Source organism: Lutibacter sp. (genome assembly GCF_030692605.1).
Classification (GTDB): Bacteria; Bacteroidota; Bacteroidia; order Flavobacteriales; family Flavobacteriaceae; genus Lutibacter.
Genome location: NZ_JAUYUD010000114.1, coordinates 41,945 through 64,023, shown reverse-complemented (window position 1 = coordinate 64,023; position 22,079 = coordinate 41,945). Strand labels below are relative to the sequence as shown.

At 30.9% G+C, this 22,079-nt stretch carries 22 protein-coding genes; 11 read left to right on the top strand and 11 right to left on the bottom strand.

The window, feature by feature from the left end:
* Positions 1–53 precede the first annotated feature (53 nt).
* From Q8S45_RS12415 to Q8S45_RS12395, 5 genes are all read left to right on the top strand, one after another.
* Positions 54–836 carry a BT1926 family outer membrane beta-barrel protein gene (locus tag Q8S45_RS12415; protein ID WP_305605340.1) on the top strand — a complete coding sequence of 261 codons (783 nt, stop codon included), beginning with the start codon at positions 54–56 and terminating at the stop codon, positions 834–836.
* Between the two features lie 368 nt (positions 837–1,204).
* Positions 1,205–1,549, top strand: a complete 345-nt coding sequence (locus Q8S45_RS12410; RefSeq protein WP_305605338.1) for a type II toxin-antitoxin system RelE/ParE family toxin — start codon at positions 1,205–1,207, stop codon at positions 1,547–1,549.
* A gap of 1 nt (position 1,550) precedes the next feature.
* Positions 1,551–1,841, top strand: a complete 291-nt coding sequence (locus Q8S45_RS12405) for a helix-turn-helix domain-containing protein (RefSeq protein ID WP_305605400.1) — start codon at positions 1,551–1,553, stop codon at positions 1,839–1,841.
* A 298-nt stretch (positions 1,842–2,139) separates the two neighbouring features.
* Positions 2,140–2,643 (top strand): Pycsar system effector family protein, encoded by a 504-nt coding sequence (locus Q8S45_RS12400; RefSeq protein WP_305605328.1) that lies wholly within the window; start codon positions 2,140–2,142, stop codon positions 2,641–2,643.
* Positions 2,643–3,371, top strand: coding sequence for a hypothetical protein (locus Q8S45_RS12395; RefSeq protein WP_305605325.1), 729 nt, complete (start codon positions 2,643–2,645; stop codon positions 3,369–3,371). Before Q8S45_RS12400 ends, Q8S45_RS12395 begins: the two co-directional genes overlap by 1 nt.
* A gap of 343 nt (positions 3,372–3,714) precedes the next feature.
* Here Q8S45_RS12395 and Q8S45_RS12390 read toward each other — a convergent pair whose 3' ends face one another.
* The 3 genes from Q8S45_RS12390 to metG form a co-directional block, all read right to left on the bottom strand.
* A complete protein-coding gene (locus Q8S45_RS12390) occupies positions 3,715–4,830 on the bottom strand; it encodes an ATP-binding protein (RefSeq protein WP_305605324.1) in 1,116 nt (371 codons plus the stop codon).
* A gap of 67 nt (positions 4,831–4,897) precedes the next feature.
* Positions 4,898–7,024, bottom strand: coding sequence for a Tex family protein (locus Q8S45_RS12385; RefSeq protein ID WP_305605321.1), 2,127 nt, complete (start codon positions 7,022–7,024; stop codon positions 4,898–4,900).
* An 84-nt stretch (positions 7,025–7,108) separates the two neighbouring features.
* Positions 7,109–9,316: a methionine--tRNA ligase gene (metG, locus tag Q8S45_RS12380; RefSeq protein ID WP_305605318.1), complete on the bottom strand. Its 2,208-nt coding sequence runs from the start codon at positions 9,314–9,316 to the stop codon at positions 7,109–7,111.
* A 139-nt stretch (positions 9,317–9,455) separates the two neighbouring features.
* Between metG and Q8S45_RS12375 the strand changes: the two genes are divergently transcribed.
* Positions 9,456–10,478, top strand: coding sequence for an LD-carboxypeptidase (locus Q8S45_RS12375; RefSeq protein WP_305605315.1), 1,023 nt, complete (start codon positions 9,456–9,458; stop codon positions 10,476–10,478).
* A gap of 10 nt (positions 10,479–10,488) precedes the next feature.
* Positions 10,489–10,848 (top strand): YraN family protein, encoded by a 360-nt coding sequence (locus Q8S45_RS12370; RefSeq protein WP_305605313.1) that lies wholly within the window; start codon positions 10,489–10,491, stop codon positions 10,846–10,848.
* On the opposite strand, the gene Q8S45_RS12365 is transcribed toward Q8S45_RS12370, so the two are convergent.
* A complete protein-coding gene (locus Q8S45_RS12365) occupies positions 10,845–12,191 on the bottom strand; it encodes a thioredoxin-like domain-containing protein (RefSeq protein WP_305605310.1) in 1,347 nt (448 codons plus the stop codon). The genes Q8S45_RS12370 and Q8S45_RS12365 overlap by 4 nt on opposite strands.
* Before the next feature lie 75 nt (positions 12,192–12,266).
* On the opposite strand from Q8S45_RS12365, the gene Q8S45_RS12360 reads away from it, so the two are divergent.
* Positions 12,267–13,061 carry an SDR family oxidoreductase gene (locus Q8S45_RS12360; protein WP_305605308.1) on the top strand — a complete coding sequence of 265 codons (795 nt, stop codon included), beginning with the start codon at positions 12,267–12,269 and terminating at the stop codon, positions 13,059–13,061.
* Here Q8S45_RS12360 and Q8S45_RS12355 read toward each other — a convergent pair.
* Positions 13,058–13,411 (bottom strand): hypothetical protein, encoded by a 354-nt coding sequence (locus Q8S45_RS12355; RefSeq protein WP_305605305.1) that lies wholly within the window; start codon positions 13,409–13,411, stop codon positions 13,058–13,060. The two genes, Q8S45_RS12360 and Q8S45_RS12355, sit on opposite strands and share 4 nt — an antisense overlap.
* A 64-nt stretch (positions 13,412–13,475) precedes the next feature.
* On the opposite strand from Q8S45_RS12355, the gene Q8S45_RS12350 reads away from it, so the two are divergent.
* From Q8S45_RS12350 to Q8S45_RS12340, 3 genes are read left to right on the top strand one after another with little or no spacing between them, the layout of a single operon-like run.
* On the top strand, positions 13,476–14,000 hold the full coding sequence (locus Q8S45_RS12350; RefSeq protein ID WP_305605300.1) for a CvpA family protein: 525 nt from the start codon (positions 13,476–13,478) through the stop codon (positions 13,998–14,000).
* 47 nt (positions 14,001–14,047) lie between these two features.
* Positions 14,048–15,166, top strand: a complete 1,119-nt coding sequence (locus tag Q8S45_RS12345) for a TlpA disulfide reductase family protein (protein WP_305605297.1) — start codon at positions 14,048–14,050, stop codon at positions 15,164–15,166.
* Positions 15,167–15,183: 17 nt separating this feature from the next.
* On the top strand, positions 15,184–15,699 hold the full coding sequence (locus Q8S45_RS12340) for a RidA family protein (RefSeq protein WP_305605294.1): 516 nt from the start codon (positions 15,184–15,186) through the stop codon (positions 15,697–15,699).
* Between the two features lies 1 nt (position 15,700).
* On the opposite strand, the gene Q8S45_RS12335 is transcribed toward Q8S45_RS12340, so the two are convergent.
* The 6 genes from Q8S45_RS12335 to Q8S45_RS12310 all read right to left on the bottom strand — a co-directional run bounded on the left by Q8S45_RS12335 (position 15,701) and on the right by Q8S45_RS12310 (position 22,062).
* On the bottom strand, positions 15,701–16,462 hold the full coding sequence (locus tag Q8S45_RS12335) for a tetratricopeptide repeat protein (protein WP_305605292.1): 762 nt from the start codon (positions 16,460–16,462) through the stop codon (positions 15,701–15,703).
* A complete protein-coding gene (locus Q8S45_RS12330; RefSeq protein ID WP_305605289.1) occupies positions 16,455–18,218 on the bottom strand; it encodes a BatD family protein in 1,764 nt (587 codons plus the stop codon). The genes Q8S45_RS12335 and Q8S45_RS12330 overlap by 8 nt, the downstream gene beginning before the upstream one ends.
* 4 nt (positions 18,219–18,222) lie before the next feature.
* Positions 18,223–19,032 (bottom strand): tetratricopeptide repeat protein, encoded by an 810-nt coding sequence (locus Q8S45_RS12325; RefSeq protein ID WP_305605286.1) that lies wholly within the window; start codon positions 19,030–19,032, stop codon positions 18,223–18,225.
* The gene (locus Q8S45_RS12320; protein ID WP_305605283.1) at positions 19,010–20,065 is read right to left on the bottom strand and encodes a VWA domain-containing protein; all 1,056 of its coding nucleotides are present in this window, start codon (positions 20,063–20,065) and stop codon (positions 19,010–19,012) included. Before Q8S45_RS12320 ends, Q8S45_RS12325 begins: the two co-directional genes overlap by 23 nt.
* 82 nt (positions 20,066–20,147) lie before the next feature.
* Entirely contained in the window at positions 20,148–21,155 is a 1,008-nt protein-coding gene (locus Q8S45_RS12315) for a VWA domain-containing protein (RefSeq protein ID WP_305605281.1), read from the bottom strand.
* Complete coding sequence (locus Q8S45_RS12310) at positions 21,142–22,062, bottom strand: hypothetical protein (protein ID WP_305605279.1); 921 nt, start codon at positions 22,060–22,062, stop codon at positions 21,142–21,144. The genes Q8S45_RS12315 and Q8S45_RS12310 overlap by 14 nt, the downstream gene beginning before the upstream one ends.
* Positions 22,063–22,079: the final 17 nt, after the last annotated feature.

Genomic DNA, 22,079 nt, shown 5'->3' with positions numbered 1-22,079 from the left:
CTTTCGAGCAACCCTTTACAAAACAAATACGAACTCTTAAAGAACTAAAACATATGAAAAATTATTTAATATTAAGCTTTATCTTAGTCTTTACACTTTTTAGTGCAAATGCTCAGCATAAAGATGATGCCACACACGAATGTACTAATGCTTGTTGCGATACAACAAATAAATTTGCACCTCAAAAAGGTGATTTCACAGCAGCAATGGTTTTTGGACGTGGAGCATATTTAAATGGTGGTTTAGTTGTACCAAGTTCTAATTCAACTGTGTCTGGTGCTGCTCCTTTTGCTAATGATGTTAGCGCTAATGATAATAGCGTTACTAATATGGTTGGTGCAGAAGGAAGGTATTATGCTAGCAATAGATTTGCAATAACACTTAGTGGAGGAGCAATTTTACGCAATACTCCTTATGTGTTAGGTATACCTGCTGCTGGTCCATTACCAGCTTATCAAGCAGTTGTTGCGAATGAAACGATTGATTTAAATGTATCTATTGGAGGTCAATGGCTTTTTAATACTAAAAACGAGCGATTATTTCCATACTTAGGTTTTGCAATCCCTTTTGATTATGCTAGACATTCTCAATTTGATCAACTAAACGATCTAGGTGCACGTCACGTAGATATTACCGCATTTGGTGTACAAGCAGTTGCTGGTGTTGACTATTACTTAGCTAAAGATGTATACTTTGGTTTTGATGTTAAACCAGTTTCTTATACCTATGCTGGAAGTGTAAAAACTCCAGGTCCAGGTCAATTTAACTTGGAATCTGAAACTGATACTGTTTCTTTCTTTGCTCAATTTTCTTTTAAATTAGGGTTTAAATTTTAGCTTGTTATTATAAGAAAGATTAAAGGGACTTCATTAATTTGAAGTCCCTTTTATATTTAATAAAGGTTGTATGTTTAAAAAAAGAGTGCTCATAAAACTACATTAATGAAACATAAATCTCCTTAATAATAGGACATACTTAACTAAATCCGTTTTCTTGTATTCCACTTTAAATAATTAACGTAAGTTCGATATAACAATAATCGCACACCACCAATAAATAGGAGTTTAAAAATAGTGTCATTCCGACCAAAGGAGGAATCACATTATGTTTATCAACTGTTGTAACACATACGAAAAAAAAATTGTGCTTCAGAAAAATAAATTATAATTTTGAAAATTGTAACTTTTAAGTTACCTTTGTCCGAATGAAAAAAGTCAGAGAAGTAATCGCTTACAAGAATCATTTTGAAGATTTCTTACTTGCGCAACCTATTAAGGTTCAAGACAAAATATACAAAGTAATTGAAATAATAGAAACGTACGAAAGAGTTCCTTCGACGTATCTCAAACTAATTACAGGAACAAAAGGACTTTACGAAGCAAGAATCAAATTAGGTTCGAATATTTGGCGAGTGTTCTGCTTCTTTGACAAAGGAAAACTTGTAATCTTGTTGAACGGATTTACAAAAAAGTCACAAAAAACTCCGAAAAAAGAAATTGACAAAGCCATTATTTTAATGAACTCGTATTATGAAGACAAAAACAAATAAAATGGAAACTAAAAGTTGGAAAAATATTAAAGATTCCGTTTACGGAAAAAAAGGAACTGAACGCAGAGATGAACTTGATAGAGACTTTGAATCATTTAAAATCGGGCTTTTATTACGAAAAGCAAGAGAAGAAAAAAATCTGACTCAAGAGCAACTTGGCGATTTAGTAGACAAAAAAAGGACTTATATTTCTCGCGTTGAGAATAATGGAAGTAATCTGACTTTAAAAACACTTTACGACATTGTTGAAAAAGGGCTTGGCGGAAAAGTAAAGATTTCAATTGAAGTCTGAGAAAAGTACGTGTTACAACACCTCATAAAATTTATGCTTACATTTGAACTAGCAGAAACCAACAAACATTCAACAAACGATTTGCCTCAACCGAAAAATCTCCGGTTATCCAGTCGCACAAATCTTATAAAATCCCGTAACATGCCTCAACTACTCGGTATGATAAAGTAATCTTTGAAAAATAAACTCATGACCCTATCATTATTGCGAGAGTTTGAAAATAGTGTCATTCCGACCAAAGGAGGAATCACATTACGTTTATCAACTGTTGTAGCCAATTTGAAAAAAAAATCGAACTATGAATAAAACTCAAGAATATTGGAACATCCTTGGTAATATAAATGACTGGATAAAATATTCAGATACCAAAGCGACTATACTTCTGACACTATACGGAGTATTAATTACAATTATATATTCAAACTCGACTGATGTATTAATTGGATTAAACAAATCAAATTGGATATTAGGTTTTTCAATTATAAGTATGATATTTAGCCTCATTTCTATAATTTTTTCTTTTTTATGTATAAACCCTAGATTAAAAAATGAAAATCCAAACTCAATAATTTATTTTGGTCATATTAAAGAAAAATTTAAAAACTCGGATGAATATTCAATCCATTCTTCAAATATATTATCAAGTGATGAAAGTTACTTAAAAGAATTAACTGAACAAATTCATACCAATTCAAGTATTGCTTGGAAAAAATTTTCAAATGTCACTTGGAGTATTAGATTTTTCTTTGGAGTCTTAATTTGTTTAATTTTTTCAATACTAATCTATTTAGCGTCTTTCTAATGAAGAGTAATTTTATAAACTATGATTTTGAAAAAAGTCGTGAAAGAATTGATAACATTCTAAAAACTGAAGACAAATCTTTTGAAGAAGTTGATAAAATACCTTCAAGAGATAAATTGACCTTCAATAATGGTTTTTATGTTAATAAGACTTCAGCTTTATTTGTTGATATCAGAGAATCTTCAAAATTACCTTCTAAATATCAAAGACCAGTTTTAGCAAGAATATATAGATCTTATATTTCAGAGGTAGTTGCTGTTATTAATGGGAATAATTGGTGTTCAGAAATTAATATAAATGGTGATTGTGTTTGGGGAGTATTTGACGCCCAATATAAACCACAACTAGATTCTGTTTTTTCTACAGCGGCAGAAGTTTCTTCCGTTATTGACACTTTAAATTGTAAATACAAGAAAAAAGGAATTGACCCATTAGAAATTGGGATTGGTCTTGCATTTGGTAGAGTATTAATGATTAAAGCAGGTTATAATGGAAGTGGATTAAATGATGTCGTTTGGATGGGAGAAGTAGTAAATGAGAGTTCTAATCTATGTGGTTACGGCAATAAAACTTGGAATGATAGAGAGGTTATGGTTTCGTCTGACTTTCAATGTAATCTAAATGACCATAATAAAGGTTTATTAGAATGGAATTCGAATCGTTCTTGCTATCACGGAAATATCATCAATACAGGAATGAATGATTGGATTGATAAAAATTGCAAATAAAACTGGCTACAACACCTCATAAAATTTATGCTTACATTTAAACTAAATAACGAACTGACAAACATTCAACAAACGATTTGCTTCGTCCGAAAAATCTCCGATTTTCCAGTCGCACAAATCTTATAAAAACTCGTCGTAAGATGCCTCGACTACTCGGTATGACAAAGGAACCATTGAAAAATAAACCCATGACCTTGTCATCATTGCGAATTTTACTTTTTTAAAGTAAAATATGGCAATCTGACTATCCATAAACAGTTTGCCACAGTTGTCCTCCTTCAAAATAACACAAATAACCAATATTCAGATAGTATTATTCTTACTTATATTGAACTCACGTTAATTAGCTAATAAAATCCCTAAAATTAGATTTTGTGATTAAATTAAAACTTCCCTTATAATTCTCTTTAAAAGGTTTCGGTAGCTTAACTTTTTTTGAAGATGACCATTTAAATTCATACGCATTAATTTCATCAGCAATTGTTTCTACATAATCTATTTCTTGTTGTTGAGTTGTTCTCCAGAAAAACGATTTTACACCAACATTATTATAACTATTTATTTTAAACCGTTCGCTAATTAAAAAATTTTCCCATAATGCTCCTTTGTCAGTTCTTATGTCTAGTGCGTTAAAGTTTCCAATAATCATGTTCCGAATTCCGTTATCATAAAAATAGATTTTCTTGTTCATTTTAATTTCATTCCTTATGTTTTTACTAAAACTCGGAAGTTTAAAAATAACAAATGATTGTTCTAAAATATCAATATAACTACTTACCGTGTTTTTATCTATTCTTAATAATTTTGAAAGTTCATTATAACTTACCTCACTTCCCATTTGTAATGCGAGTGCTTGAAGCAATTTTTCTAAAATTTCAGGTTTTCGTATTCCTGCATATGCCAATACATCTTTATATAAGTAACTGTTAACTAAATTTTTAAGTATTTCAAATTCCTCACCAGTGTTAACAACTACATCAGGATACATACCGTATAGCAACCTCAGTTCTAATTGCTGCTCCGACCTTAAAAATCCAAAATAACTTTCAAACTCTTTCCAAGTAATAGGAAACAAATTAAATTCCCATTTTCTGCCGGTTAAAGACTCTCTAATTCTATTATTTATATCAAAAGCAGATGATCCGCTAACAAAAAGCTGAATTTGTTTAAATTGATCCGTTACTATTTTAAGTGTTAACCCTATATTCTCAATTCGTTGGGCTTCATCAATAAATACAAATTGATGGGTACCCATAATACTTTTTAACGTTTCGGTATTTGGATTTGTGAGTAAATTTCTAACTGTTGGATCATCACCGTCTAAAAAAAGAAAATTTTTATCTTTTAAAACAGCGTTTAACAAGGTGGTTTTTCCAACTTGCCTTGGACCAATTAAAATAATTGCCTTTCCCTTTCCAATTTTAGAAATAATATTCTCGGTTATGCTTCTATAAATCATAATTTAGTGATTATATTCACCAAATATACGTGTTTCTAATGAATATAATCACCAATATCATAAATAATTACTTGTAATTCATACTTAACTGAATCCGTTTTCTTGCTACATCAACTTCCAATACCTTAACTATAACTTGCTGATGAAGCGCCACAATAGAACTTACATCACTCACAAAAGTACTAGATAAATTGGAAACATGCACCAAGCCACTTTCTTTAATTCCAATATCTACAAAGCAACCAAAATTGGTAATATTGTTTACAATTCCAGGTAGCAACATTCCTTCTTTCACATCGTTTATGGTTCTAATATTCTGATTGAAGGTAAAAACTTTTGCTGTTTGCCTTGGATCTAAACCTGGTTTCTCCAATTCCTTCACAATGTCTTGTAACGTAGGTAATCCAATTGTAGAAGTACAATACTTCAGCAAGTCTAGTTGCGTTAAAACAGATTTGTTTCCAATCAAATCTCCAACTTTACATTTTTGGTCTTTTGAGATTCTCGTTACTATTGCATAACTTTCAGGATGCACCGCAGAATCGTCTAAAGGATTTTTAGCATTTTTTATTCTTAAAAATCCTGCGCCTTGCTCAAAAGCTTTATCGCCTAAACGTGGAACTTTATTTATGTCAATTCTACTAGAAAATGAACCGTTTTCTCCTCTATACTTCACAATATTCTCTGCCAATTTAGGACCAATTCCAGAAACATAACTTAGCAGTGAAATACTCGCTGTATTTATATTTACACCAACTGTATTAACACAACTTTCAACAACGGTATCTAAAGACGTTTTTAACTTATTTTGATCTACATCGTGCTGATATTGACCCACACCTATAGATTTAGCATCAATTTTTACCAATTCTGCCAACGGATCAGCTAATCTTCTACCAATAGACACCGAACCTCTAACAGTAACATCAAAATTTGGAAATTCATCTCTAGCAATTTTCGATGCTGAATAAATACTTGCTCCAGCTTCACTTACCACAAAAACCTGAACATCTTTATTAAAGCGCATTTTTTTTATTAAATGCTCGGTTTCTCTCGATGCTGTTCCATTTCCAATGGCAATGGCTTCAATTTTATAAGCATCAACCAAACTATTTATTTTTTTCATCGCTCCAATAGCATCGTTTTTTGGTGCATGCGGATAAATAGTTTCGTTATATTCTAATCCGCCTTGAGCATTCAAACAAACAATTTTACAACCACTTCTAAATCCTGGATCTATGGCTAAAATATTTTTTTCACCCAAAGGAGCGCCTAATAATAACTGTTTTAAATTTTTAGCAAATACCTTTATCGCTTCATTATCTGCAAGTTCCTTAGCGTTGTTTAAAATCTCATTGGAAAGTGCAGGAAACAATAATCTTTTATACGAATCTTGAATAGCCAATTTAATCTGTTTGGAACAATCGTTAGCTGAAGTAATTAAGCGGTCGTCTATTTTTAAAATTGCTTTTTCATCATCAATTTCAATCTTAATACGAATAAAACCTTCTTTTTCGGCTCTTAAAATAGCTAACAGCCTATGTGAAGGACATCTCATTAGTGGCTCGTTCCACTCAAAATAATCTTTATATTTTTGCGCTTTTTCATCATCTTCTTTTGTTTTAATAACCTTTGTGCTAATAGAAGAAAATTTAACTAATTGATAACGAATATTGTTTCTTATGTCGGTTCGCTCGTTAATCCATTCAGCAATAATAAATCGAGCTCCTTCCAATGCATCATCTTCTGTTTTAACATCATTAGTTAAATACTTTGAGGCAATAGATTGAATATCCATTGCATTTTGGCTCATCATAATTTTAGCCAAAGGTTCTAAACCATTTTTACGAGCAATTTCAGCCTTTGTATTTCTTTTCTTTTTATAAGGAAGGTATAAATCTTCTAATTCGGTTAAATCGAAACATTTTTCAATTTTTTGCTGAAGTTCACTAGTTAATACTTCTTGCTCTTCTAACGCTTTAAAAATAGTTGATTTTCGTTTTTCAATTTCTTCAAACAGCGCTTTAAACTTAACAATTTCGCCAATTTGAACTTCATCTAAATTTCCGGTTCTTTCTTTTCTGTACCTGGAAATGAAAGGAATAGTACAATCTTCATTTAAAAGTTCAACTGTATTTTGAATTCCGTTTGAAGGAAGATTCGTGTTGGATTGTATGTAGTTTATTAATTGCATTTTGAATTTAGTAACAGTACACAGTTTACAGTCAAAAAAACAAATAAAACTGTTTACAGAAACTGATTACTGAATACTAATTTATTAACTTATTTGCTCACCGTTAGCAACCGAATCATTTTCTGGTTCAATAAAGGCGAGTTTTCCATCTGGTGTATCGACCATTAAAATCATTCCGTTACTTTCAATACCTTTTAAAACACGTGGCGCTAAATTTACCAAAACAGTTACTTTTTGACCAATAATAGCTGAAGAGTTAAAACTTTCTGCAATTCCAGAAACTATGGTTCTAACATCTATACCAACGTCTACTTTTAATTGAAGCAATTTTTTAGTTTTAGGTATTTTAACAGCTTCAATAATAGTTCCTACTCTGATATCCAATTTGGTGAAATCATCAAATTGAATGGTCTCTTTTTGAGGTTCTGTAACTTTATTTTCGGCTTCATTTTCTTGTTTTGTAGCTTCCAACTTATCTAATTGTTTCTGAATTTCTTCATCTTCAATTTTAGCAAATAGCAATTCGGCGTTGCCAATTTTGTGGTTTGGAGCAATTAATTCTACTTTTTCAGAAACATCTTTCCAGCTTAATTCGTCATTGCGAAGTTTTGATAAAAACTGTGGCAATCTGTTTGTTGCAGATTCAGATAGCTTCGTCGTGAAAAACTCCTCGCTATGACGTTTCATTCCATCATTGTCAATCTCGTTCTTTGATGTGATTACTTCATCGTTACCATCCTGGTATCGACGTAGATTTAAAATTCCTTTTAATTTAACTGAAGTAAACGGTAAAAATGGTTCACAAACAACCGATAAACCAGCTGCTATTTGAAGTGCAACATACATAACTGTTTTTACACGTTCCGGATTTTCTTTTATTACTTTCCAAGGTTCTTCATCGGCTAAATATTTATTTCCTAAACGTGCTAAATTCATTAATTCCTGAGATGCTTCTCTAAAACGGTAACGTTCAATTGAACTTGCAATTATGGAAGGAAATTTTTGTAATTGCTCTAAAACTTCATTATCTACATCACTAAATTCATTTGGTTCAGGAATAATCCCTTCATAATATTTATTGGTTAAAACCACTACTCTATTTATAAAATTACCAAAAATGGCAACCAATTCGTTGTTATTTCGAGCCTGAAAATCTTTCCACGTAAAATCGTTGTCTTTGGTTTCAGGAGCATTTGCCGTTAACACATAACGCAACACATCTTGTTGATCCGGAAAATCTAATAAATATTCGTGCAACCAAACTGCCCAGTTTTTAGACGTTGAAATTTTATTTCCTTCTAAATTTAAAAACTCGTTGGCAGGAACATTTTCTGGCATAATATAACTCCCTTCAGCTTTTAACATTGCTGGAAAAATAATACAATGAAACACTATATTGTCTTTCCCAATAAAATGAACCAATTTGGTGTTTTTATCTTTCCAATACAGCTCCCAATCTTTTCCAACGCGTTTAGCCCACTCTTTGGTTGAAGAAATATAGCCGATAGGCGCATCGAACCAAACATACAACACTTTCCCTTCAGCATTTTCAACAGGAACAGGAATTCCCCAATCTAAATCACGAGTTACTGCTCTAGGCTTTAATCCGTCGTCTAACCACGATTTTACTTGTCCTAATACATTTGTTTTCCAATCGTTTTTATGCCCTACAACAATCCATTCTCGTAGCCATTTTTCATATTTATCCAAAGGTAAATACCAATGCTTTGTAATTTTTGTTGTTGGTATATTTCCCGTAATTGCAGATTTCGGATTTATTAAATCGGTTGCATTATGACTTGTTCCACATTTTTCGCACTGGTCTCCATAACTTTCTTCATTGCCACATTTTGGGCATGTACCAACAACAAACCGATCTGCTAAAAATTGATTTGCTTCTTCATCATACAATTGTTCGTTTAATTCTTCAATAAACTTTCCTTCATTATATAATTTTTTAAAAAATTCCGAAGCTGTTTCATGATGAATTTCTGCCGAAGTTCTTGAATAATTATCGAATGAAATTCCAAATTCTTCAAACGATTTTTTAATAATTGCATGGTATTTATCAACCACATCTTGTGGAGAAACGCCTTCTTTTTTAGCTTTAATAGTAATAGGCACTCCATGTTCATCTGATCCACATATATATGCAACATCATTACCTGTATTTCGCAAATAGCGTGCGTAAATATCGGCTGGCACATAAACACCTGCTAAATGTCCAATATGAACTGGCCCGTTGGTATAAGGTAACGCTGCTGTAATTGTATATCTTTCTGGACGACTCATTTTTGTTGTATTTAGAATTCACAAAAGTAATAATTAATGTTGACTTGTTTGAGAACAATTCAATAACAACCAATACAAATAAATAGTTGATTTTGAATGGTAAACATTAAATTTTGGTATTTTTACAAAAAAATAAGCAATGACTTTCAATTCTATTTTTAAAAACAACCTAATTATAATCTTTGCCTTGTTGCCATTATTAGTATTCTCACAAAATGATAGTTCATTACCTTTTGAACCACAAAAACTAATTAAACCAAGTTATTTAAAGGCTGGAGATACCATAGCAATAGTTGCTCCTTCGGGTGTTATAAAAGAAACAGAACCTATTGAAAAAGCAAAATTATTAGCCGAAAGTTGGGGGTTACATGTGCTGGTAGGTAAAAATGTTTTTGTTACAAATTTTCATTTTTCAGGCACTGATGAACAACGAAGAGAAGATTTTCAAAATGCACTAGACAATAAATCGGTAAAGGCAATTTGGTGTGCTAGAGGTGGTTACGGAAGTGTCCGAATTATTGATGCACTTGATTTTTCAAATTTTAAAGCAGTTCCAAAATGGATTGTAGGCTATTCGGATATTACTGTTTTACACAATCATTTACATAATTTAGGATATGAAACGCTGCATGCAATGATGCCTATTAATATGAAAACTGAAGAAATTGAATTAACTAATACAATTTCAACGTTTAAAAATGCACTGTTTGGAGAAAAAGTAACATATAAAATAGACACATCTCCTTTAAACACCAAAGGAACATTTAAGGGACAATTGGTTGGGGGAAATTTATCTATTTTACAAAGTGTTTTGGGCTCTTCAACCACCATAAATACAACCGGTAAAATCTTATTTTTAGAAGAAGTTAGCGAGCCTTTGTATAAAATTGACAGAATGCTTTATTCCTTAAAAAGGAGTGGCTATTTCAATAATATTGCTGGATTAATTATTGGTGATTTTAGCGATATTAAAGAAAATTTAATAACACCTTACGGTAAAACTCTTGAAGAAATAATAATAGAAGCAACTAAAGAATATAGTTTTCCCATCATTTTTAATGTTGCAGCTGGACATAAAGTTGAAAATAACGCCCTTTTTTTAGGAAGAGAAGTTGAAATAAAAGTTTGCAAAGAAAAAACAACGATTCGCTTTTCTGAATAACAAAAAAAATATGGCATCACACAATAATCTTGGTATAAAAGGTGAAGAATTAGCAGTAGATTTTCTACTAAAAAACGGTTATAAAATTCTTGAAAAAAATTGGCGCTATCAAAAGGCAGAAGTAGATATTATTGCCTCCAAAGATAATACGCTGGCCGTGGTTGAAGTTAAAACCAGATCTACCGATTATTTTGGGAATCCACAAGATTTTGTGAATGCTAAAAAAATTGGATTACTGGTAACTGCTATAAATGAATATGTAATTTCAAAAAATTTAGATGTTGAAGTTCGGTTTGATATTATTGCCATTATAAATAGTCAAAATAAGGTTAAAATAAACCATATTACCGATGCTTTTTTACACTTCTAATTACCGAAAAATTTAAAGACATCTTCTAATAAATGTGGTTTTGAAACAATCTTTTTATGCTGATCTAACACAAAATAAGTAGGTGTAGATTTAATACCATAATTTTTTGCTATAGTGTTCTCCCACTTTCCAAGTGCTAAAATATTGCTCCATTTTTTAAATGTTGCTGCATGTATTTTAAATTGCACATCATTATCTTCAAGTGCAACTGCAATTACTTTTACCTTGCTTAAATTTTGACTAAAATTATACAATTTAGGGACTTCTATCAAACAATGTGAACAGGTTGAACTATAAAAAACCAATAAATAATGGTCAGCTTTTGCAAGGGTAGTTAATTTGTTCGATTTTCCTTTTTCTATCCATTCTATTTCTGGAGCAGCGTTTCCAATTGCTGTTTTCACAAGCTCTAACACCTCCTCAATAACCTTTTTCTCTTGTTTTTCAGCTGGTAATTTATTGTAATAATTATTTAGAACAAAATGTACTATTGTTGCATTTTCCATCTGTCCAAACGCATATAATAACGTGGTTAGCAATTCGATTTTTAACTCATAATTACCAGCGGCTTTATCCATAATAGTTTTAATGGCCGCTAGGTGTAATTTATTCTGCGCTTCAAAATCATCTGAACTATTTAAATAAAAAACATAATCGATTATTTTTTCGGTCAAAAAAGTGGAGTTTAACAACTCTTTATCTTCAAAATTGATGTAATCGAAAAAATGATTCCTTTCACTATTTAAATACAATTGTGGCGTAGCAATTAACTCAGTTGGATAATATTTAAAGTTTCCTTTTATAAAATGATGCGCCAATTTATTGTTGGTTACTTTTTCGTAATGCTGCTGTAGCTCATCGTAATGGGTTTTTACCTTTTGGTACAACGCGTTAAAATCACTTTTCTCTTGCGTTTGATTTACAGCTAAAAAAGTAATTTGAAGTGAATCTAATTTTCGTTTAATTCCTTCAGCTTCATTTAGGTAACTTTGATATTGCTTATTTTCTTCAGAATTAGAAAAAACAATTGTTTCCTGAGCATTATTTGGATTAAATGCAACATTAATAGACTGATTATTATAAATGAAATCAATAAACCCATTTTTGTCTAAATCATACATTAATCGATACATTCCTTTGGGAGAATTTGAAGGCAACTCTATTGAAAAATTTCCATTCACAATTTCAGTGTTCGCTACATAAACTTGCTTGACTCCTTTAAGTTGATATAAAATTACCCAATTATACTCCGTGTTAAACGGAGTTAAGGAACCCGAAATATGAGTTTGAGCGTAAATTGAAAAATTAAATAACACTATTAAAATCAGAAATTTTTTACCCATTTTTTTCTTTTTTGATAAATTAAACAACTATAACACCAAAAGTAATTATTTTTAACTTTTATAAACAACTTACCCATGTATTTTACCAATAAAATTGTTTGGATAACAGGAGCCTCTTCAGGAATAGGAAAATCCTTGGCATTAGAATTATCTCAAAAAAATGTAAAACTTATAATTTCAGCCAGAAATAACGAGGCTTTAATTGAAGTAAAAAACGCCTGTAAACATCCCGAAAATATCAAAATTTTGACTTTAGACTTAGAGGATTATACTAATTTATCTATCAAAGTAGAAAAAGCGTTGCAACTTTTTGGAACTATTGATATCCTTATAAATAATGGTGGGGTAAGTCAACGTTCTTTTGCTATAGACACTTTAATAAGCGTTGACAAGCGTATTATGGATATTAATTATTTAGGAACTGTAGCCTTAAGCAAGGCAATTTTACCTCATTTTATAAAAAATAATAAGGGTCATTTTGTGGTTACAACCAGCATTGTAGGAAAAATTGGAACGCCATTACGCTCCTCTTATGCAGCATCAAAACACGCATTACACGGTTTTTTTGATAGTTTACGCGCAGAAGTTTATAAACACAATATTAATGTAACTCTTATTTGCCCTGGTTTTGTGCAAACCGACATTTCGCTTAATGCTTTAATTGGAAATGGAACAGCACAAAACAGTATGGATGAAGCCACTAAAAATGGTATTCCTGCAACTAAATTTGCTCATTTATTTTTAAAAGCAGTTGCAAAACAACAAGAAGAAGTTTATATAGCCGGATTTAAAGAAAAATTAGGCGTTTATGCAAAGCGGTTTTACCCTAAATTAGTATCTCTTTTAATCAGAAAAATGGCGGTTACCTAAATTAACTCCAGTTGTCTAAAATACAAAACAATCGCTTCTTTCATTAAAACTGTTTGTTCTCCTGGTTTTAATTCAGGCAATTGTTCTATGGTTTTATAATGAGGCCAAGCATCTTCGTCGAAATAATCAAATTGATAATAACCAAAAGGCTCCAAAAGCCTACAAATGGCAATATGCATTAAATTTACTTTATCGTCTTTTTTAAATTCCCGCTGCCCTTGACCCAATTCTTGGACTCCAATAAGATAAATAATGGCATCCATATTTAATTGTTCTCCATCACCAAATTTAGTGGCCAAAATAGCTAATAATTGTTCCCAATCTTCTTTTAATTGTAAATCTCTTGACATTTGATTCGTTTAGTTAATTGCAAATATACAAATCGAAAAATGTATATTTACAAAAACAATTTTCATGACTACTTTTGACCTTGTTATACTGGTTATATTAATTATTGGATTTGTAAAAGGCGTATTTAAAGGACTTTTTGTTGAAGTTGCTTCAGTGGTTTCTTTAATTGTTGGTATTTATTGTGCAATTCATTTCTCAGATATTGTAGGGAATTTTTTGGCAAGAAAAGTATCTTGGAATGAAAGATATATTACGCTTATTTCTTTTGCAATTACTTTTTCATTTATTGTTTTAGTAATCACATTATTTGGTAAACTATTTACAAAATTGGCATCATTTGCTTCTTTGGGTATTGTAAACAAAATAGTTGGAGGTGTTTTTGGAGCTTTAAAATTCGCGCTTATTTTAAGTGTTGTTTTATTGGTGTTTAGTAAATTAAACAACATTATACCACTTCTATCACCTGAAAAAAAAGAAGCTGTAATTTTATACGAACCCATAAAAAATTTAGCGCCATTGCTATTCCCTTCTTTTGTCAAAATTATTAAAGATGATCCGAAAGAAATAAAAAAATCTACGATTAAATGATAGGTTTTGATTATAACCTCGACCAAAATGTTTCAACTATATAACCTATGCTTATAAAACCATCCCAATTAATTTTAGTTTCAGTTTTTGTAATTTTTAGTAATTGCTCACAAAAAAGTGAACCTGTTTTTTCCATTTCTGGCACAATTCCAACCTTAAAAAACACGACCCTTTATCTTTCCAAACAAAGTGAAAATAGTTCCATAAAGAATAGTGTTATAGATTCGTTATTGGTAGATGAAAATGGTTCGTTTAGTACTCATTTTTTTATAGAACCAAACCTTTTTACCTTAGTTGGAGATGGCGTTTCAATTCCTTTGGCCATAGATAAAGGGCAACATATTTTAATTGAAGGAGAATCAAAAGATAATTTAACCATTTCTGGATCAATTGATACGCAATTATTACAACAATATGAAGCCTTTAGAATTGAATCGTTAAATCGATTGGTAAAATCTGTACGAGCCGAAATTAAGATTAAAGAAAATCAGAATTCTTCAGAAGAAGAAATTGCAAAACTTAGAAGTTTAGAAGTTGAAAATTATAATGAACATATAAAAGAATTAACCAATTTTGTAAAAACAAAAATGGGTACTTCTATTGCAATTTTAGCTACTGCCAGCAGATGGAAAAGCGATGTGGATTTTGAATTTTTACAAAAGTTGGTAACCAATTTCGAACAAAAAAAACCTAAATTAGAGAGTACTACTTATCTAAAATCGAGAATAAATCAACTAAAAAAGTCGAGTATTGGGAGTGTCTTTTTAGATGTATCAATTTCAGATAAGGACGGTAATAACATAGTTTTAACTCCAGAAAAAGCAACCTACACCCTTATAGACTTTTGGGCAAGTTGGTGCCCGCCTTGTAGAACTGAAAGTGGTTTATTGATAAATTTATACAAAACATACGGCAATAAAGGTTTTGAAATTTATGGGATTTCATTAGATACTAATAAAGAAAAGTGGTTATTTGCCTTAGAAAAAGATCAACGAAACTGGCCTAATGGTTCTACCTTAGAAGGTTTTGAAACCCCAATTGCTATAAATTATGGAATAAATAGTTTGCCAATTAACTATTTAATAGACTCGTCTGGAAAAATTATTGCAGTTAATTTACATGGTAAAAAATTAGAAGAAAAAATTGATTCCCTTTTTAAAGAATAATTTAATACCTAAATTTTATGAAAATATTTACCTTGTGTTTTCTATTTTTTATATCAACATTTTCTGTTGCACAATCTCCTGAAGAAATGATTATTGAATTAGATATTAAACTCCCAACACCTGTTACTCCGGTGGCCAATTTTGTAGATGTGGTTAGAGTAGGTAATTTGCTTTATCTATCTGGAAAAGGCCCCAAAAACCCAGATGGCTCCTATATTGTTGGCAAAGTAGGTTCAACCATTACTGTTGAAGAAGCTAAACTTGCTGCAAAATTAGTGGCATCACATCAGTTAGCTGTTTTAAAAACTGAACTTGGCTCATTAAATAGGGTTAAAAGAATTGTAAAAGTACTTGGAATGGTAAATTGCGATGCTACTTTCACACAACATCCCATGGTTATAAACGGATTTTCTGATGTTATGGTAGCTGTATTTAAAGAAAAAGGTAAACACGCTAGAAGTGCTGTTGGAATGAACTCTTTACCCTTTAATATGGTGGTAGAAATTGAAGTAATTGTTGAAATTGAAGACTAATTTATATTTCTTTTATTTCAGTTATTCTAATCCATCCTTCTTTACCATCTGCAATTTTAATTTTACGCCAATTTTCTGTTTGATCTAAAATAATCACTTTTGTTCCTTCGTGTAATACAAAACTAACTTCTCCATTACTTGCCGGGGCATTGGTAACTTCAACTTTTGGACTAAAAATCACCGCACCACTATTTTTTTGAACAGTTTCAAAATTAATATATGCGAAAATTAAACTAACCGACATTAAAAACATTGCAAAAATGGAAGCGTTAAAAAATAACAATTTAATGCTACTTCTCTCTGAAAAATAATAAACTAAAAACAATAATGTGGTCAATACTGAACCTAAAATAGCCCCTAAAGCCCACGTGTTATAATCGAATTTTTGAATTATGTTGGTTGAAAAACGTTGTAAAAAAGTTTTAGGAATTTCTTCAATGGCATCAATAGTCATTCGTTTTGCAAAGATTAAATTTTGACTTGCATCTGAATGATTTGGATCTAATTTTAAAGCTTTTTCATAATAATAAACAGCATAGGCAACGCTATTTTGTTTGTAATAACAATTACCCATATTAAAATACAAATCTGCTGAAACCAACCCTTGTTTTTCGATAGCTTGATACTGTTTTATAGCCTGCTCATAGTTCTCGTTTTTATAAAAACCATTTGCATTTAAAAACAAAACATCAGCAGATTGGGCGTTTAAAAAAAAGCCAATTAGCATTACGATATTTAATAAAAACAATTTTAGATTAGACATATTTATCAATTTTAGTGATAATTGTTTTCGCTTTATCAAATTCTTGCTCCATCATTACGTTTGTAGATGGTGTATAACGTGCAAAATCACAATCTTTCAATACCGTTGTAAATTCTGAAACTGTACTTTTATCAACTCCTTTCTCAGTTAATATTTCTGCAATTTTCTCAACTGAAATGTCACTTGTTTCAATGTGCAGTTTCGCCTTTAAAAAATTATGAAGTGCTTTTTCTAATGCAATGTAAAACGCCTCTTTTTTACCCATTTGCTTTTTGGCTTCGTATAAATATTTTTTAGCCAATTTATCGGCCTTTCTAATTTTATTTCCAAAAATATCATTAGCGCGTTCTTCACTTCGTTTCCCAATTAAAATGGCTATTGGAATTAACAAAAACGGTGCTAAAAAAACAAAATAAAACCACTTCGATTTAAAAAAATTTTCTTGTTCTATTGGCTCTAATTGGGTTTTTAAGGCAATGTATTTAAAACTATTGCTAGCAACTACTTTTTGCTTGTTAGATGCTGTTATTTCGTTAGAACCTAAAGGTAAATCTTTTCCATCAACAACTTCAAGAACCATTTGTAAGGAAGTTATTGTTTCGTATTTTTTAGTTTTTGGATTAAAAAAAGAAAATGAAACTTCTGGAATTTTGTACTTTCCTTTAAATTGAGGAACTACCGTGTAAGAGTCGGAAATAGCACCTCTTAGTCCACCTAATGAGGTTACAACTTGCTCTTTATGCTCGGGAGTATATACTTCCAATTCGGTTGGAGTAACAAGTTTTGGAATTTCAAATAATTTTAAATTTCCACTTCCAGTTATGGTAACTTTAATTTCGGCAGCTTCATTAGCCTTCAAAACACTTTTATTGGCAACAACTTCAAAATTAAAGTCTCCAACAGCTCCTAAAAATCCAACAGGTTTTCCAACTTCTGGCAAGGGTTTCACATTAACGGTTCTTACAGCTGATTGTTCGGAATAATTAATACTTCTAGTAATCATATTTCCAAAAAAATCTCCTCTACCAGTTGGAATACCTAAGGAAAAATCCATTTTCATTGGCTCAATAATTAATTTACCATCCTTTTGAGGAATTAATATTGCTTTTTTTAGTACTATAAATCGATAATCTTCACCGTTGTATTTTCCTCGTTGAACATTAATTTCATTAACTTCAATATCTTGATTCCAAAAACCATTATACTGTGGGTTTTCACTTACGCGCCAATCGTTAACACTAATGTTTTCACTAACAAATAACTTATATACCACATAAATTCCTTCTCCAACATACGGATTTGTATTAGAAACCTCCGCTACTAAATGAATATTTTGCTGGGCTACATATTCTGGGTTAGTAGGATCTTTAGGAATTTCAACTGATTTTGATACAGTAATATCAACATCATTTGATTTAAGAACCTCTCCATCATATTCTATAGTTGCTGGTTCAATGGTAAAAACACCTTCTTTTTTTGGCTCTAAAATGTATATATACGACTGCGCAAAACTTGCCTTACCATTAATCCAAGATTGATTTACAGATGAGCTTGGTCCTCCAACAATTCTAAATTGGTTAAAAGAAGGTGGTTGAAAATTATCGGCGCCTTGCTTATTTATAGAAAATTCAATTCTAAAACGCTGATTTACGCCTAAATTACTTTTACTAACAATTGTTTTGAACTCAACTTGAGCAAAACAGATTTGAGTTGTAAAACTTAAAATAGCTATTATGTAAACCTTTAATATTCTCATTCTATTACCAGTCTTTTTCTTGTTTTATTTTTTTGCCTTTAGCTTGTTTGGCGTTAATTTTTTGTTGTGTTTTATTTTCCTCGTTGTTCATTGCCTCTAATAATTGAGCTATTTGTTCAGGAGACAATTCACTTGGTCGTTGTTGCTTCTTCTCTTTTTGATCTTGCTTTTGATCCTCTTTTTTCTGATTGCCATGATCGTCTTTTTTGTCTTTTCCTTTATTTTCGTTGTCCTTTTTATCGTCCTTTTTATCTTTATCTCCTCCTTCTTTATCTTTTTGATCTTTATTTTTATCGTCTTTGTTATCTTTTTTATCGTCTTTGTTTTTATCTTGTTCTTTTTTTAATAATTCTTGTGCTAAAGCTAAGTTATAACGTGTTTCATCATCTTTTGAATTGTTCCTCAGGGCATTTTTATAAGCTTCAACAGCTTGTGCGTATTGTTTTTCTTTCATAGTAGCATTTCCCATATTATGAAAAGATTCTGCCAAAGAAAATTTATCTTTTGCAGTTTTTGCAGCTATTTCAAACTGGCCAACTGCTTCTTTATTTCTATTTTGTTGATAAACTGAGTTTCCTAAATTATATGAAGCAGTTGGGTAATTAGGCGTTTTTGCTAAAGCTCTTTTATAAGCTGCTTCTGCTTCATCAAATTTAAGTTCGTTGTATAATTTATTTCCATCTCTAACTTCTTTTCTAGCTTCACGTTGCAGTTGTTCCGGCGATATTTCTTGCGAAAAAACCACAGTTGTACACCCTATAAATAGTAAAAATAGGTAAGATGAATGGATGCTATTTTTTACTTTTATTTTCATTGGACTGATTGAATAAATTTAACTTTTGAACCCATTTGGTTTTCTTATCTAGCAACAACGCGTCAAAAATAAGAAATAACAAACCTAGTGCAATAAACCACTGGAATTGATCTTTATAATCGGAAAATTGTTTGGTTTCAAATTCGCTTTTCTCCGCTTTTACCAACAAATCTTTAATTGTATTTATTGTTTCTTGAGTTCTGTTTCCATCAATATATTTACCATTGCCTTCTAAAGCAATATCCTTTAATACTTGAGCTTTCATTTGAGTAATAACTACTTCCCCTTTTGAGTCTTTCTTGTAACCAATTACCGTGTTATTTTCTTTTAAAGGAATTGGACCTCCTTGCTCGGTCCCAATCGCAATGGTAAATATTTTTATTTTTTCTTCATTGGCTTTTCTAGCCAATTCTAATGTGTTTTCTTCGTGATCCTCACCATCTGAAACAATAAATAAAAACCGATTGGTTTTTTCATCATTATCATAATAGGTTATAGCCCTTTCAATTGCTTCATTTATTGCTGTTCCTTGACTAGAAACCATATTGGTACTGGCATTTTGCAAAAACATTTTTGCCGCTGCGTGATCGGTAGTAATTGGTAAAAGTGGGTACGAATTTCCGGCATAAATAATAACACCAATTCTATCGCTTCCTAAATTATCTATTACTTTGGTTATTATTTGTTTTGCCTTGTCTAACCTACTTGGGGCGATATCTTCGGCTAACATACTTGCAGACACATCTAATGCAAAAACAATATCTACTCCTTGTCTTTTAACTGTTTCTAATTTAGTTCCCATTTTGGGATTCGTTAGAGAAACAACTAAAAAAGCCAATGCCAAACAAATTACTGTTATTTTTAAAAAGGACTTAAACGAAGATTTTTCGGGACTCAATTTTTCCAATAACAACTTGTCTGCAAAGTTTTTTTGAGTCTTTTTTTTCCACCAAAGCAACCAAAAAAACATCGCAACTATTACCGGAATAATTGAAAGGTATATAAAATATGTTGGTTCTTCTATTTGATACATTCTTACTAATTTTAAGTTTTAAGTTCTAAACTTTCAGTTTATAGTTTGATTTTCAACTTTTGATATCTAAACATTTAACTTTCTAAATAAAACTTCTAAATATGGTATGTTTTAGCGCCAATTCTATTGCAATTAAAAACAGTGCTAAAATCACCAATATTCTATATTTTTCTTGGTAATTATAATATTTAAATTCCTCAACCTCTGTTTTTTCCAATTTATTAATTTCTTGATAAATGGCTTTTAGTTTACTATTGTCTGTTGCTCTAAAATACCTACCTTCTGTTTCTTTTGCAATATATTTTAGCAATTCTTCATCAATTTCAACAGGCGAATTTCTAAATAACAATTGCCCTGTGACTGGATCTTGAGCATACGGGAATGATGCCGTTCCGTTGGTTCCAATACCAATGGTGTATACTTTTATGCCAAGTCCAACCGCTAATTCTGTAGCCGTTTTTGGGTCTACAAATCCAGTATTATTAACACCATCTGTAAGTAAAATAATTACTTTACTAGTGGCTTTACTCTCTTTTAACCTATTTACGGCCGATCCTAAACCCATTCCAACTGCTGTTCCTCCTTCAAGGTCACCCCACTTTATGTTTTCAATGGTGTTTCTAATTATTCTTTTATCGCTTGTAATGGGTGTTTGTGTAAAACTTTCTCCAGCATATACCACTATTCCAATACGATCATTTGGACGCTGATTTACAAATTCTGTGGCTACAATTTTTAATGCTTCTAGCCTGTTCGGTTTTAAATCTCTTGCCAACATACTAGCCGAAACGTCAATTGCCATAACAATATCAATTCCTTTATTTGTTTTGGTTTGTTCGCTAACCTCTACTATTCTTGGCCTTGCTAGCGCAACTAACAATAATGAAATTGAAATCAGTCTTAAACCATATAAAACAGGTTTTAACTTCGAAATAAATGATTCGCTTTTTAGAAAACCTTTGGTGCTTGCCATTTTTAAGGTAGCTGTATCCTTTTTTCTATTGAAGAAAAACCATAACCCAATAAGTGGCACTACTAGTAAAAGCCACAAAAACTGAGGATGCATAAACTCAAAATTATTCCAGTTCATTTTCTTCTTTTTTAATGGTTTTTATATTTTGAATAATTTGTTCAGATAGGTTTCTATGCTGTTTAATTTCTTCAACTATTGGTTTTGACTTTGCAAATTTTACTAAATCAGCACTTTGTAATACTTCTTTTAATTCTATTATGGTGTTTTTAGAAATTCCTAAATTACTTGATGAATTAAAATCTATAATCGTTTCAATCAATTCATTCGTAGTTGATTCTAGTGCTGGTATATGAGTTTCTTTTTCTATATACGTTCTAACAATTTCGGTTAATTCCGTATAATACAATTTAATTTTGTTTTGCTGTAACAATTGCTTTTCGTCTAATTCTTTTAAACGTTGCATTGCTTCTTGAATTGGAGCAATATAAATTACAGGTATTTCTTTTACTTTTTTCTTTCTTAAAATAAAATAGAGTGCAATTGCAATTATGGCCAAAATCAATAATATCCACCATAATAATGGTTTATAATCATCAAATGTTTTTGGTTCGCTTTTAATTGCTTTTATCTCAAACATTTTTTGTTTTAACGTGTCAACTTTTACGGTGGCAACATTTATCAATACCGAATCTGTAAGGTATATTTTATTATTAAGAAGCACTTGTTGTTTTGGAATCACATACCGACCACTATCAAAACTTGTAAGTAAATATCTTTTTTCTAAGCTGTTTTTAAGGGTATCTACTGGAAACGATTCAACAACTTCTATTTTTCCCAAGCTATCTAAAGCGAATTTTGAAAAAAGAATGTTTCTTTTTCCTTCAACACTTATTTTATATTGAATTTGTTCTCCAATTTTAATAGCAGTAGTATCAACAGTTACTTTTATTAGGTTTTGCTGGGAATATCCAATAATACCAATAACTAAAAATATATAAACTAAATGTTTCCTTAAATTCCGCATAAACTCTCTTTTCAATT